This window comes from Micromonospora sp. NPDC004704, from assembly GCF_053601675.1.
Genome location: NZ_JBSGCD010000002.1, coordinates 175,765 through 189,446 on the forward strand (window position 1 = coordinate 175,765; position 13,682 = coordinate 189,446).

Genomic DNA, 13,682 nt, shown 5'->3' on the forward strand with positions numbered 1-13,682 from the left:
GTCAGCCGATGCTCCGGGCGAAGTTGAAAAAACGGTGCGGGTCGTATCTGCGCTTGATCTGCACCAGCCGGGGGTAGTTCTCCGCGTAGTACGCCTGGCGCCAGTCCGGCAGTGACGGATCCATGTAGTTCTGGTAGCTCTCCGGCAGGGAGTGTTCACTGAGCACCCGGAAGCTGTCGGCGAGCCATTCCTCGCACGCCGTGGTGTCCTCGTCCGTGTAGTCAGGGTGATTCAACGTGCCGGTGTAGCCGATCAACATTTCGGTGGTGCGGTGGACGTAGGCGGTGTCCGTCCTGCCCGGCACGTTTGCCGCCCCGCCCAGGGCCTCGAAGTAGAGCATGCGGTTCTGCCCACTGCGTGCCTTTCCCGGTGCGGCCAAGGCTTCGAGGAGCTGGTCGACATTCGGTGCCGGCTCGTCGAACATTCGGCTGCGGGTGTGGTAATAGTTCTGCCGGGGAGTCTGGGCCACCGGGGAGGTTCCGACGCGGTGGCACTGCTCGGTGGTCAGTTGTGCACAGCCGTAGATGTCCATCGTGGCGTCGAAGACCGACCGTTCGATGACGTTCCGGATGGCCGGAGTCACGCCGATCGTTCCCGCCAGCGTGTCGAGGTGGCCGTTGAGTTCCTCCACGGTGCCGTACCAGTTGCCGAGTACGACGAGCTGCGGTGTCTGGCCCAGGTCCGGGATCATCGCGAGCAGGATCGAGGCGAGGTCGTTGGACGAATCGATCGCCCACCGCTGCCAGTGCTCGATGACCTCCTTGGCGATGTCCCACGACCAGGACAGCATGTAGCTCACCATGGTGCGGCGGTGGACCGGCTTGAGTTCGTAACTGGTGATGACACCGTAGTTTCCGCCGCCGTTGCCGCGCAGCGCCCAGAACAGGTCGGGGTGTTCGTCGGCCGAGGCGCGTACGACCCGCCGGTCCGCCAGTACGACGGTGGCCTCGACCAGCTGGTCGCACGCCATTCCGTACTTGCGGGTCTGCCAGCCGATACCACCGCCCTGCATGAATCCACCCACGCCCACGGTGGGACAGATTCCGCTGACCAGTGCCATTCCGTGCGGGGTCAGCGTGCCGAGGGCGTCGACCTGCTGGGTGCCCGCGCCGATGACGACATTCGGCCCCTTCATCCTGATCTGGTTCATCCGGGAGACGTCCAGTACCAGGCCCTGTGTGGTCGAGTAACCGCCGAAGCTGTGCCCACCGCTGCGGGGGACGGTGTGCAACGAGTGGTCCTGCGCGAACGCCAGGGCGATCTGTACGTCTCTTCTGGTCTCGCAGTAGGCGACGGCCTGCGGACGGATGCTGTCGAATTGAGCGTTTGCCAGCTGCCGGGCCTGTAAGTAGCGGCCATCCGAAGGCAGGACCAGGTCGCCGTCCAGGTGGCGACCGAGTGAATTCCAGTCGACCCTGCCGCCGCGGCTCGAAGGGGCGGTGCCGGAGGCGTAGACGGCTGATGCAGAGGAACCCGCCACGGCACCGATAGCGGATACGGCGGCGAGGCCAAGGAAGCCACGGCGAGTCAGGTCTTTGGTCACAGCGATCCCTTCCTGATCAAGCGGACATCACAGGGAGTCTATCGATGATCGCGTACCTTGCATCTCCTGTCTTGCTGATTTTTGACTCAGCATCAAAGGAGTAAATCCACTTTGGAGAATAATCAACCGGTACGTGCACGAGTTGCCGGGCGCGGCAAATGCGATGCGACCAGAAAATTGCGGAGAGTAACGTCGCGAAACCACAATGGATGGTCGGAAAAGACCCGGAGGTCACGGGTCCGGGATGCGCTGGCAGTGGGTTCGGCGCTGCCGCCGGTCAGGAGTCTTCCGGGGCCAATCGCGCCGCACGGCTGTGCAGGTAGTGCTGCTCGGGCAGGCTGGTGGTCAGGCGGGCGGCCCGCCGGTACGACTCGTGTGCGCCGGCGCGGTCACCGGCCATCTCCAGCAGGTGCGCCCGTACCGCGTGCAGGCGGTGGTGGTCGGGTAGCCGGCCGTCGGCCTCCAGCGGGGCGAGCAGTTCGATCCCGGCCCGTGGTCCGCGCACCATCGCGACCGCGACCGCGTGACCGAGGGACACCATGGGGCTGGGCGCGACCTGCTGCAACAGCTTGTACAGCGCCACGATCTGCGGCCAGTCGGTGTCCTCGGCGCGGGCGGCCTCGCTGTGCACCGCCGCGATCGCCGCCTGGAGCTGGTACGGCCCGAGCCGCGCCCGGGACAGGATCCCGGTGATGAGGTCGAGCCCCTCCTTGAGCGAGTCCGGCTGCCACTGGGTGCGATCCTGCTCGGCGAGCGGCACCAGACTGCCGTCCGGGCGGGTACGAGCCGGCCGGCGGGCGTCGGTGAGCAGCATCAACGCCAGCAGCCCGGCCACCTCGCCGTCCTGGGGCAGCACCTTGTGCACGATCCGGGTCAGCCGGATCGCCTCGGCGGTCAGGCCGACCCGGTGCAGGCTCGGCCCCGAGGTGGCGGTGTAGCCCTCGTTGAAGATCAGGTACAGCGCGTGCAGCACGACCGGGAGCCGCTCGGCCCGCTCGCGCTCGGGCGGCATCTCGAACGTCGCCCCGGCCGCCCGGATGCGCTGCCGGGCCCGGCTGATCCGCTGGGCCATGGTCGTCTCGGGCGCCAGGAACGCCTTGGCGATCTCGGCCGTGGTCAGGCCACCGACCGCGCGCAGCATGAGCGCGACCTGGGAGGCCGGGGTGAGGCTCGGATGACAGCAGAGAAGCATCAGGATGAGCGTGTCGTCGGCGTCCCGCCGTTCGACATCGGCCCCGGGCGCGAGGAACTCGTCCGACGGGGTCTGGGCGTGCACCCATTCCTCCCGCTGCCGGCTCGCCTGCTCGCTACGGAGCTGGTCGGTCATCCGCCGAGAGGCGACCGTGATCAGCCATGCCGAGGGGTTGTCCGGTAAGCCGCGTCCGGGCCACTGGGTCGCGGCGGCGAGCAGTGCCTCCTGGACCGCGTCCTCGGCGGTCTCGAAGTTGCCGAAGTGGCGGACCAGCGCGGCGAGGACCCGCGGCGCCAGCCGGCGCAGCAGGTCCTCCAGCTCGTGCGTGCCGCTCACATCTCCTGGCCAGACATTTCAGCTCACCCCTCCGCGCCGCACCGCACCGGCTGTGGCGCAGCCGGGTGTGGTCAGGCCGACGGGCCGGCGACGCCGACGACGTTACCCTCCGGGTCGGAGAAGTGCCCGACAGCGAAGTCACCGGACTTCGGCTCGGGTCCCATCAGGCGCTTGCCGCCCAGGCTCTCGGCCTTCTGCAGCGCGGACTCGACGTCCGGTACGCCCACGTAGAACACGACCCGGCGCTCGTAACCCTCGCCGCCGCCGATACCGCCGTTGATCGCGTTACCGTCGCCGTTCGTGTGCCCCTCGATGAAGTGGTAGTTGCCCGGCTGGGAGACCTTCTCCGTGGTCGCGTCACCAGCGGTGGACTCCCAGTCGAACAGCCCGGCGTAGTAGTCGCGGAGCTTGGTGGGATCCGTACCAATTATTTCGAAATGTACCACAGGCAGACCCATTGTCCAGTCCTCTCCTCGGTCGTCGGGCACCACCGGTCGGGCCCCTCACATCAGAGGTCGGAGCCAGCCTCCCGGAATCGACATTCCGGTGTCATCCGGACCGGAGAAAAAATCGCCCGGACCAGCGGCGGGGTGTGCCGGAGGCAGGGTCAGGCCGGGACCGGAGCGGCGACGGGGAGTACGGCGCAGTCCCGGCAGCGGGCCTCGTAGGTGTAGGTCCCGTCGTCCGGCAGTGCGGTCGACGGCGGGAGCACCCGGATCATCGGCTCACCGTGTTCGAGCACCTGGGTGTAGACGGCGGTGAAGTGCCGGCAGATGTCGCACACCGCGCGCCGGTAGGTCACCGTCGCCGGACCGAGTTCGAGCAGGGCCCGTACGGGCGCGAACATCTCGCCCCGGTGATCCAGGTCGATCCCGGCCGCCACCACCCGGGTGCCCCGCCCCAGCAGGGTCCGGACCACCGACACGTCGGCGACGGTGAACATGTGCACCTCGTCGATCCCGACCACCTCCACCTGCTCGTCCAGGGCGGCGGCGAGCGAGGTCGTCTTCACCGTCGCCAGCGCGGCACCGCTGCGGGAGACGACGCCGACGTCGCGTACGTGCCGGGCGCTCTGGTAGACCCGGTGCCGGACGTTGGTGTACTGCAGGGGCGAGAGCAGGCTGACGAGTTCGAGCGACTTTCCGCTCTTCATCGGCCCCAGGATGACGGTGAGATCCACGGGCCACACCGTAGCGCCCGACCCGACAGGCGAGAACTCGTCTCTCGGTTACCCTGACCCCCGTCGATGATCAAGGCTCGACGATCAAAGGCTCGACGATCACGGGGAGGACGGGCATGCGACGTACAGGTTTGGACCGGCGGACCTTCGGCAAGCTGATCGGGGCGGCAGGTGCCGGGACGTTGACCGGGGGCGCCCTGGTCACGGCGCCCGCGCGGGCCGCCGCACCGACCTGGAAGGTCACCGGTACGGCGGTGACCGCGCTGAAGAGCTTCGACGACACGATGAAGAGCTTCATGCAGGCGCGGAACATCTCGGCCGGCCAGTTGGCCGTCACGCACCAGGGGCGGCTGGTGCTCGCCCGTGGTTACAGCTACAGCGACGACCCGGCGCAGACGGTCGCGCCGACCTCCCTGTTCCGGATCGCCAGCCTGTCGAAGTCGGTGACCGCCGCCGCGCTGGCCCGACTGGCCCAGGACGGTGCGGTGGCGCTCGGCACCCCGGTCGCGTCGCTGCTCGACCTCACCCCGCCGGCCGGTCAGACCGCCGACCCCCGGCTGTCGCGGGTGACCCTCTGGCAACTGCTCCAACACACCGGGGGCTGGGACCGGGCCCTGGCCTTCGACCCGAACTTCGCCGACCGGACCATCTCCCGGGCGCTGGGCGTACCGATGGAGTTGTACCCGGCGGATGTGATCCGGTACATGGCCGGCCAGCCGCTGCAACACGACCCCGGTACGAAGGTCGCGTACAGCAATTTCGGCTACCAGTTGGCCGGTCGGGTGATCGAGGCGGTCAGCGGCCTGCCCTACGCCACGTACGTGCAGCAGAAGCTCCTCGCCCCGCTGGGCATCACCCGGATGGCCCAGGGTTGGAGCATCGCCCCGCACGCCGGTGAGGTGCGTTACCGCTCCCAGTACACCGGCCCGACCGTGTTGAACGAGACCGGGGCCACCGTCGCCGCTCCGTACGGGACGTTCAGCATGCGGTTGCAGGACGCCAACGGTGGCTGGATCGGGTCGGCGGTGGACCTGGTGCGCTGGGCGTCGGCCTTCGACGCCGCCGGTCCGGTGCTCAACAGCACCTCGCTGGGGCGGGTCTGGGCCGTTCCCGGCGGGATCGGGGTCGACCCGGCCGGCTGGTACTACGGGCTGGGCTGGCAGGTCCGCCCGGTCACCACCGGCGGGACCGGCCGCAACACCTGGCACACCGGCAGCATGCCGGGGACGTACTCATTGTTGGTCCGGACGTACCAGGGGCGGAGTTGGGCGGTGCTGTTCAACCAGCGCGACGATGCGTCGGGTCTGGCGTACCCCGAGATCGACCCGCTGCTGTGGGCGGCCTCGGCCAAGGTGACCACCTGGCCGACGACGAACCTCTACCCGAACTACTTCTGAACCCGGACACCCTGATCGTCGGCTGCCGGTGGGAACCCGCACGGCGGGTGCCCCGCGCGACAACCGACGATCAGGGGCGCCGGGGCGGCTCGGATCGGCTGCCGGGTGTCAGCCGGCGTTGATGATGCCCTTGATCCAGGCGGTGATGTTGTCGACCCGGACGGTGGTCTCCTCCAGGGCGTGCGGACAGGTCGGCCCGCCGCTCTCGATCGAGACGAGGCTGCGCACCCCGCGCTGGTTGTCCCGGAAGTACGGGGCACCCGAGTCGTACGCGCAGGCGCTGGTGTCGGGGAACGGGGCCAGGCCGGTCATGCCGATGGTCGGCCCGACAATGGACGTGACGGTGAACTCGCCGGTGCGGAGCCGGTTGGACGGGACCGGGTTGGTGCCCTGGGTGGAGCCGAAACCGGTCAGCCGGACCACCTCACCGGGGGCCGGCGGGCGCAGGCTCAGTGCGAGCGGCGCGATGGTGGTGATCTGGCGGTCGAGCCGGACCAGTGCCAGGTCCCGCTCGGGGTGCTGACGAACCGTGATCACCTCCGCCTCCTCGCCGATCGAGGACGACATGTCGGCCCGCCCGACGGTGGCGAGGGTCTCGTCGGCCAGGGTGCGTTCCACCCGTACGCCGTTGAGGTCCCGGAAGCAGTGGCCGGCGGTGATGATCCACCTCTGTTGGACAAGGGCGCCCGAGCAGGCGCTGTTGCGGCGCCCGCCGTCGGCGGTCGGGATGCCGGTCATGGTCAGCTTGACCGCGAACCGGTAGAGACCGTTCGGAACGTCGACGCCATTCGCGACCGCGTTGGCCGGACCGGCGGGGACGACGGCGAGACCGGCGACCAGCACCGGCGCGAGCAGCATCCATATCGACCGGAATCGACGCTTGCGTAACACAGGCACCACACATCCTTCGGTTGGTTGCTTGTGTCGGGATTATGGCTCAATAGCGGGGTTGCCGCGCGCCCTGACCCCGCCCGTCCACACCGGACCACCCCCGATGCTCCCGGTCGGAGCAGGTCGGGAGCGATACGGCAGCCGGCCCCGGAACCACGGTGATCATCCTCGATCCCATGGGGTTTGGTCGCGCCCCCGACTTCGGGGCGAGACATCGCCGCCGGCCTCTGGGCATGATCGATACGGGCAACGCCCGCCACGGGTCTGATCGGTACCCCGATGGGGCGGGTGCCGGGAAGGGTGCCATCCGGCGGGATAAAAGCCGTGAACGCGGGTAGACCGGCTCGGACGGGGGGAGGTGTGCCCATGGCGACGGTCCGGGACGCGACGTACGACCTGCTGCGCCAACTCGGGCTGACCACCGTGTTCGGCAACCCCGGTTCGACCGAGGAGCCGTTCCTCGGCCACTTTCCGGACGACTTCAGCTACGTCCTCGCGCTCCAGGAGGCGTCCGCGGTGGCGATGGCCGACGGGTACGCCCAGGCGACCGGCGAACCGGCGCACGTCAACCTGCACACCGCCCCCGGCACCGGGAACGCCATGGGCAACCTGATCACCGCCTGGCACAACAAGACCCCGTTGATCGTCACCGCCGGTCAGCAGGCCCGCGAGATGCTGCTGATCGAACCCCGACTGACCAGCGTCCGCGCGACCGAACTGGCCCAGCCGTACGTGAAGTGGAGCTACGAGCCGGTCCGGGCCCAGGACATCCCGGCGGCGCTGATGCGTGCGTACAGCATGGCGGTGCAGCCACCGGCCGGCCCGGTCTTCCTCTCCCTGCCGCTGGACGACTGGCATCAGCCGGCCGATCCGCCACCGCAGCTACGGCAGGTCAGCCGGCGGTACGCGGCCGACCCGCAGCGGCTGGCCCACTTCGCCGACCTGCTGGCCGAGAGCGCCAACCCGGTCCTGGTGCTCGGCGGCGGGGTGGACCGCAGCGGTGGCTGGTCGGCCGCGGTCGCGCTGGCCGAGCGGACCCGGGCCCCGGTCTGGTCCGCGCCCGCACCCGAGCGGATCGGCTTCCCGGAGAACCATCCGCAGTACCAGGGCATCCTGCCCTTCGCCATCGGGCCGCTCGGCGAGCGGCTCAGCGGGCACGACACCATCCTGGTGATCGGGGCCCCGGTCTTCCGCTACTACCCGCACGTGCCCGGCGACTACCTGCCGGCGGGCGCGCAACTGCTGCACATCACCGACGACCCGGCCGAGGCGGCCCGTGCCCCGGTCGGGGAGAGCCTGCTCGGAGACCCCGGCCTGGCCTGTGCGGCACTCGCCGCGCTGGTCCCGGTCGGGCAGCGCCCGCTGCCGCCGGTACGGTCGGCACCGCCGGAGCCGGAGGTCGGCAACCCGCTCGCCCCGGCGGCCCTGTTCGCCGTACTGGCCCGGCACTGGCCGGCCGACGGGATCCTGGTCACCGAGACCCCGTCGAACCTGAGCATCCTGCGCCGCCACCTGTCGATCACCCGCCCCGGCTCGTACTTCACCACCGCCAGCGGCGGACTCGGCTTCGGACTGCCGGCGGCGGTCGGTGTCGCGCTCGCCCAGCGGGCCACCGGCCAGCAACGACCGGTGATCGCGGTGATCGGCGACGGTTCGTTCCAGTACTCGGTCCAGGCCCTCTGGACCGCCGCCCAGCAGCGCCTGCCCGTCGTGTTCGTGGTCCCGGTCAACCGGCAGTACGGCATCCTCAAGGCGTTCGCCGAGTTCAAGGAGACCGCCGGGGTGCCCGGTCTGGACCTGCCCGACCTCGACATTCCGGGGGTGGCCGCCGGGTTCGGTTGCCGCGCGCCCCGGTTGGCGACGTCGGACGAGTTCGTCGACGCGTTCCGGGCGGCGCTCGGCGCGAGCGGTCCGACCGTACTGGCGGTGCCGATCACCGCCGACGTACCACCGATCCTGTGACCGGGGGCGGGTGGCGGTTCAGGCGCCGGTGACCCCGTCGACTCCCTGACGGATCAGGTCGGCGTGGCCGTTGTGCCGGGCGTACTCGCCGATCATGTGGACGAAGACCAGGCGCAGCGAGATCTCACTGCCGTCCGCGCCGACGAAGGTGGCGTCGAGCGGGGCGTCCTCGACCGCGCGGCGGGCCGCCTCCTGCTCGGCGAGCAGTTGGGCGTACTCGGCCTCGGCCCGCGCCGGGTCGAGGTCCTCGAAGTCGGCGTCCTTCCACTCCGGGGTCGAGTAGAGCATCTCGACCGCCTCGCCCCGGAACCGGCGCCGGAACCAGATCCGCTCCACCTTGGCCAGGTGCCGCACCAGGCCGAGCAGGGACAGGTTCGACCCGGCGACACTCGCCCGCGCCAGTTGCTCGCCGTCGAGTCCGGCGCACTTGAGCAGCAGCGTCGTCCGGTGCCAGTCGAGCAGCCCGCGCAGCAGTTCCGGCTCCGGCGCGTTCGGCGCCCCACCACTTCGCACCACCACCGGTGCTGTCCACGTCATCGCCACAGGATGTCACGAGTGGTCGTGGAGGTTTCGTTCCCCATGATCGCCGAGGATGATGGCCCCTTCCGGCGGAGGTGTCGGTGGGGCGGGGGTGCGGGTTACGCTACTAACCCGATCGGAATTAGAGGTAATGCGAGGAGCCCGCCGATGACCGCCAACCCCGCCATCCCGGTGCAGACCGAGCCCGCCACCGCAGAGCCGCCCACCGGCGCCGACGTCGTGGTGCTGGTCGGCAACCCGCGTCCGGGTTCCCGCAGCCGTACGCTCGCCGAGGCGGCGACCGAGGCGCTGGTCGCCGGCCTGGCCCGGTCCGCCACCGTGCTGCACGGCGTACAGGTGCTGGAGCTGGCGACCCTGGTCGGGGTGAGCTTCGACGCCGAGCCGGCGCGGGGCTCGGCCGAGGTCGCCGACCCGTTCGAGGTGGTCCGGTCGGCCCGGCTGCTGATCGTGGCGACCCCCACCTACAAGGGCAGCTACACCGGACTGTTGAAGATCTTCCTGGATCAGTTCGGCCACCGGGGACTGGCCGGCGTGGTCGCCGTACCGGTCACCATCGCCGCCTCGGACGCCCACCTGCGCGCGGTGACCAACAGCCTGACCGACCTGCTGGCCGAACTCGGCGCCACCCTGCCCGTCGAGCCGCTCGCCGTGCTGGAGGCGCAGCTCGGTGCCGGGTCCGACCTGGTCGCGGCGTGGGTCGACCGGCAGGTGGGACTGGTCGGCGGGGCACTGGCCGGGCTGCGGGTCCGGGCGTAACCGGGGCGGGCGACGCCGGGTCGGGTTAGCGTGGTTCGGCGTGTTGCCGCGCCCGACCCGGCGGTCGGCGGCGAACGCGTCACCGGCCGCCGACCAGCAACCCCGTGAAGGACGAGCGTCATGGACGACATCACCGCGCTGATCCTGGACGACCACCACGCCTTCCGTCGGGGGTTCGCCCGCCTCGACGACGCCCGCGACGAGGCCGAGATCCGGGCCGTCTGGGAGGCGCTCGCGCTGCACCTGGACATCCACGCCGAGGCGGAGGAGTCGATCCTCTACCCGTACCTGGTCCGGCACGGTGACGACGGCGCGGACGAGACCGACGACGCGATCGGCGACCACAACAAGATCCGGGACGCCATCGCCGAGGCGAAGAACCACGTACTCGGCACCGACGAGTGGTGGGCGGCGGTCTGGCGGGCCCGCAAGGAGAACAGCGAGCACCTGGCCGAGGAGGAGGACGGGGCGCTGGCCGACTTCCGGCGGCACGCCGATGTCGAACTGCGTGCCCAACTCGGCGCCCGGTGGCTCACCTTCTACGGCGAACACCCAGGCGGCAAGGGGCTCATGTTCCGCGACAAGGACCCGAAGCAGTACATCGAGGCACATCGCTGACCCCACCGCCGGGCGTCCGGCCGCGACAATGGCGGGGTGACGGTCCACCCGGCGTTGGCCCCCCTGGTACGGGGCACGACGTACCGCCGTGGCGTGTTCCTGCTCCTGGGCGGGGTGCTGCTGCTGCCGTACCTGCTGCTCGGGGTCCTGTTCGGCACCATGCTGACCGGGTCGGACACGCCACGCGGGGCGACCGTCCTGGTGCTGGCCGTGGCCGTGGTCATCGCCGCCGTACCGATCTTCCTCGGCGGCAGCCGGGCACTGGAGATCGCCGCCGCCCGGGCGCTGCTCGACGTCGACCTGCCGGAGCCCTCCCGGTCCGGACGGCTGGACCGGGAGACCCGGCTGCGCGCCGCGCTCTGGATCGGCCTGCACCTGGTCACCGGTGGTGTGGTGATGTGGGGCCTGATCACCGCACTGCCGATGGCGCTGGTGCTCATCGCCCAGTGGTTCGGCATCGGGGCCGAGGCGATGGCCGGGACACGCTTCGGTCCGCTGGACGAACACGACACCGGCTGGTTGGTCGGCACCGGCCTGGTCCTGCTCCTCGGCCTCGGTTACGCGGTCGCGGGTCTGGGGGCGCTGGCCACCCAGATGGCGCCGGTGCTGCTCGGCCCGTCGCAGACCGAACGGCTGGCGGTACTGGAGGCGCGGGCCGCCCGACTCGCCGAGCGCAACCGCCTGGCCCGGGAACTGCACGACTCCGTCGGGCACGCGCTCACCGTCGCCACCCTCCAGGCCGGTGCGGCCCGGGAACTGCTCGACACCGACCCGGAGTTCACCCGCCGGGCGCTGCTGGCCATCGAGGAGACCGCGCGTGCCGCGATGGACGACCTCGACCACGGACTCGGCCTGCTCCGGGAACGGGAAGACGATCCGGCGGGCGGCGGGGACGACCGGCGATCCGCGCCGGAACGAGGTGACGGGGAACCGGAGCCGGCCCGGCCACCACAGCGAAACCTGGCCGACCTGGACCGGCTGGTGGCCGAGACCACGGCGGCCGGACTGCCGGTCCAGGTCGAGCTGACCGGGGCCGTCGACCGGCTGCCGGCGATGCTGTCCCGGGAGGGTTACCGGATCGTGCAGGAGGGGCTGACCAACGCGGCCCGGCACGGCGGCCGGCGGCCGGTTCGGCTGCGGATCGGCGTACCGGTGGGGTTCCTGGAGATCGAGCTGGTCAACCCGATGGTGGGGACCGCGGACCGGCGCCGGCGCGGACGCGGGCTGGCCGGCATGCGGGAGCGGGTGCTGCTGCTCGGCGGGTGGATGAGCGCCGGACCGGACGGGGCCGAGTGGCGGGTGTCGGTGCAGCTGCCGACCGAGCGGGAGGTGTTGTCATGAGCGGACCGGCGGGGTCCGGCCCGACCATCGACGTGCTGATCGTGGACGACGAGGAACTGATCCGGGTCGGCCTGCGGGCGATCATCGACGCCCAACCGGACCTGCGGGTGGTCGGCGAGGCAGCCGACGGCGCGGAACTGCCGCCGCTGCTGGCCCGGCTGCGTCCCGCGGTGGTGCTGATGGACGTACGGATGCCCGCGATCGACGGCATCCAGGCCACCCGGCGGCTGCTCGCCACCTCCGTCGACCCGCCCAGGGTGCTGGTCCTGACCACCTTCGGCAACGACGAGTACGTCTACGCCGCGCTCCGCGCCGGAGCCAGCGGTTTCCTGCTCAAGCGGGCCCGCCCGGCGGAACTGGTGGCCGCGATCCGGCTGGTGGCCAGGGGCGACTCGCTGCTGTTCCCGGCGGCCGTCCGGCGGCTCGCCGCCGCGTACGGGGGGACCGGGGGCGACCGGCTCGACCGGGCCCGGCTGACCGGCCGGGAGGCCGAGGTGCTGCGCCTGATGGCCGTCGGACTGTCCAACCTGGAGATAGCGGAGACGCTGGTGGTCGGGGTGGAGACGGTGAAGACCCACGTCGGCAACGTGCTCGGCAAGCTCGGCGCCCGGGACCGTACCCAGGCGGTGATCGCCGCGTACGAGTCCGGCTTCGTCACGCCGTCCGCCGGCTGAACCCCGCCGGGGCTCCCCCACCAGGGGGAGGTGGTTCACCCCGGCACGGGAGGTAACCGGGCACCCCGCTCGCGAGGGTGGTTACACGACACCACTGCCCTCGACGAGAGGAAACATGATGACCGGGACAACCGCCCCACCACTCGCGCCGCCGGTGCGGGACCGGGCCGGCGGGTCGACGGATTACGCCGGCTGGCTGACCGCCGTCTGGGCCGTCCTCTACGGCCTGCTCGCGCTCGGCTGGACGATCACCGGCGACGGCTACCCGTACGGGGCCGGCACCCGGGGCAACGAGGCGAACCTGCTGCGGCTGCTGACCGACGCCACGGGGGCGCCGGTCTTCGCCGCGATCGGGTTCCTCACCGCGCTGCTGGCCCTGGCGATCACCGGACCCCGGGCGGTACGACCGCACGGCCTGCCCCGCGTACTGCTCCTCGGGTACGGCTGGGCCGTGGTCGCGCTGCTGCTCGTGGTCGTACCCGACATGCGGGTGCTGGCGCTCGCCGGGTACGCGCCGATGCTCATCCTCGGCGCCCCGTTCGGCTGGCCGGACGTCGACTACGCGCAGGTGTTCGACTGGACCACGATCAACAAGATCTGGGTGGTGCTCGGTGGGCTGCTGCTCGCCCGTACGCTGGTCGGCTGGCAGTCGCGTACGGCCGCCCGCAGCACGGCGCACGGGCCGGGTGCGGCCGGTGCCGGCTGGACCACGGCGGTGTCGGCGGCCCGCTGGGGGCGGTGGGTCACCTGGATCGCGGCGATCATCCCGGTGCTCTACGCGCTCACCCGGCTCGCCTGGCTGGCGAACATCCCGCTCGGTCTGACCGCGACCGAACTGCGCGACCTGCGCTCCGGCGACGGCGTCTGGGCCGGAGCCGGCCTCGGTACGTTCGCCGTGGTGGGCGCCGTGCTGACCGTGGGGCTGATCCGGCCCTGGGGGGAGCGTTTCCCGCGCTGGGTGATCGGGATCGCCGGACGGCGGGTGCCGGTCAAACTGGCGGTGGTGCCGGCGACCCTGGTCGCGATCTTCGTCACCTCGGCCGGGGTGGGCCTGCTCAGCCATCCGGACTTCCTGGAGCTTGCCGGCGACCTCAATCCTGCGGTGCTGCCGATGCTGCTCTGGCCGCTCTGGGGCGTTGCGCTGGGCGCCGCGACCCTCGCCTACCACCTGCGCCGGCGTGACCCGGCCGAGATCCGGCAACCGGCCGCCCCCCACGACGGACCAGATGATCAACCTCAGCCCTGACGGCCG

Annotated in this window: 13 protein-coding genes; 7 read left to right on the forward strand and 6 right to left on the reverse strand. The window is 71.0% G+C overall.

Annotation, left to right across the window (positions count from 1 at the left end):
• Window position 1: 1 nt before the first annotated feature.
• The 4 genes from ACWEFB_RS03045 to ACWEFB_RS03060 all read right to left on the reverse strand — a co-directional run bounded on the left by ACWEFB_RS03045 (window position 2) and on the right by ACWEFB_RS03060 (window position 4,251).
• Window positions 2-1,543, reverse strand: a complete 1,542-nt coding sequence (locus tag ACWEFB_RS03045) for an FAD-binding oxidoreductase (RefSeq protein ID WP_452281664.1) — start codon at window positions 1,541-1,543, stop codon at window positions 2-4.
• Window positions 1,544-1,820: 277 nt separating this feature from the next.
• Window positions 1,821-3,071, reverse strand: a complete 1,251-nt coding sequence (locus ACWEFB_RS03050) for an RNA polymerase sigma factor (protein WP_452281666.1) — start codon at window positions 3,069-3,071, stop codon at window positions 1,821-1,823.
• Window positions 3,072-3,142: 71 nt separating this feature from the next.
• The gene (locus ACWEFB_RS03055; protein ID WP_452281668.1) at window positions 3,143-3,529 is read right to left on the reverse strand and encodes a VOC family protein; all 387 of its coding nucleotides are present in this window, start codon (window positions 3,527-3,529) and stop codon (window positions 3,143-3,145) included.
• Between the two features lie 149 nt (window positions 3,530-3,678).
• Window positions 3,679-4,251, reverse strand: coding sequence for a thymidine kinase (locus ACWEFB_RS03060; RefSeq protein WP_452281670.1), 573 nt, complete (start codon window positions 4,249-4,251; stop codon window positions 3,679-3,681).
• Window positions 4,252-4,367: 116 nt separating this feature from the next.
• On the opposite strand from ACWEFB_RS03060, the gene ACWEFB_RS03065 reads away from it, so the two are divergent.
• Complete coding sequence (locus ACWEFB_RS03065; RefSeq protein WP_452281672.1) at window positions 4,368-5,648, forward strand: serine hydrolase domain-containing protein; 1,281 nt, start codon at window positions 4,368-4,370, stop codon at window positions 5,646-5,648.
• 108 nt (window positions 5,649-5,756) lie between these two features.
• Here ACWEFB_RS03065 and ACWEFB_RS03070 read toward each other — a convergent pair whose 3' ends face one another.
• Window positions 5,757-6,506, reverse strand: a complete 750-nt coding sequence (locus ACWEFB_RS03070) for a S1 family peptidase (protein WP_452281674.1) — start codon at window positions 6,504-6,506, stop codon at window positions 5,757-5,759.
• Between the two features lie 399 nt (window positions 6,507-6,905).
• On the opposite strand from ACWEFB_RS03070, the gene mdlC reads away from it, so the two are divergent.
• Window positions 6,906-8,501 carry a benzoylformate decarboxylase gene (gene mdlC / locus ACWEFB_RS03075; RefSeq protein ID WP_452281676.1) on the forward strand — a complete coding sequence of 532 codons (1,596 nt, stop codon included), beginning with the start codon at window positions 6,906-6,908 and terminating at the stop codon, window positions 8,499-8,501.
• 18 nt (window positions 8,502-8,519) lie between these two features.
• Here mdlC and ACWEFB_RS03080 read toward each other — a convergent pair whose 3' ends face one another.
• On the reverse strand, window positions 8,520-9,038 hold the full coding sequence (locus ACWEFB_RS03080) for a DinB family protein (RefSeq protein ID WP_452281678.1): 519 nt from the start codon (window positions 9,036-9,038) through the stop codon (window positions 8,520-8,522).
• Between the two features lie 150 nt (window positions 9,039-9,188).
• On the opposite strand from ACWEFB_RS03080, the gene ACWEFB_RS03085 reads away from it, so the two are divergent.
• From ACWEFB_RS03085 to ACWEFB_RS03105, 5 genes are all read left to right on the forward strand, one after another.
• Window positions 9,189-9,797, forward strand: coding sequence for an NAD(P)H-dependent oxidoreductase (locus ACWEFB_RS03085; protein ID WP_452281680.1), 609 nt, complete (start codon window positions 9,189-9,191; stop codon window positions 9,795-9,797).
• Window positions 9,798-9,917: 120 nt separating this feature from the next.
• Window positions 9,918-10,415 carry a hemerythrin domain-containing protein gene (locus ACWEFB_RS03090; RefSeq protein ID WP_326560801.1) on the forward strand — a complete coding sequence of 166 codons (498 nt, stop codon included), beginning with the start codon at window positions 9,918-9,920 and terminating at the stop codon, window positions 10,413-10,415.
• Window positions 10,416-10,451: 36 nt separating this feature from the next.
• Window positions 10,452-11,756: a sensor histidine kinase gene (locus ACWEFB_RS03095; protein WP_452281682.1), complete on the forward strand. Its 1,305-nt coding sequence runs from the start codon at window positions 10,452-10,454 to the stop codon at window positions 11,754-11,756.
• Complete coding sequence (locus ACWEFB_RS03100) at window positions 11,753-12,430, forward strand: response regulator (RefSeq protein WP_452281684.1); 678 nt, start codon at window positions 11,753-11,755, stop codon at window positions 12,428-12,430. The genes ACWEFB_RS03095 and ACWEFB_RS03100 overlap by 4 nt, the downstream gene beginning before the upstream one ends.
• 118 nt (window positions 12,431-12,548) lie before the next feature.
• A complete protein-coding gene (locus tag ACWEFB_RS03105; protein WP_452281686.1) occupies window positions 12,549-13,676 on the forward strand; it encodes a hypothetical protein in 1,128 nt (375 codons plus the stop codon).
• The last annotated feature ends 6 nt before the right edge of the window (window positions 13,677-13,682 follow it).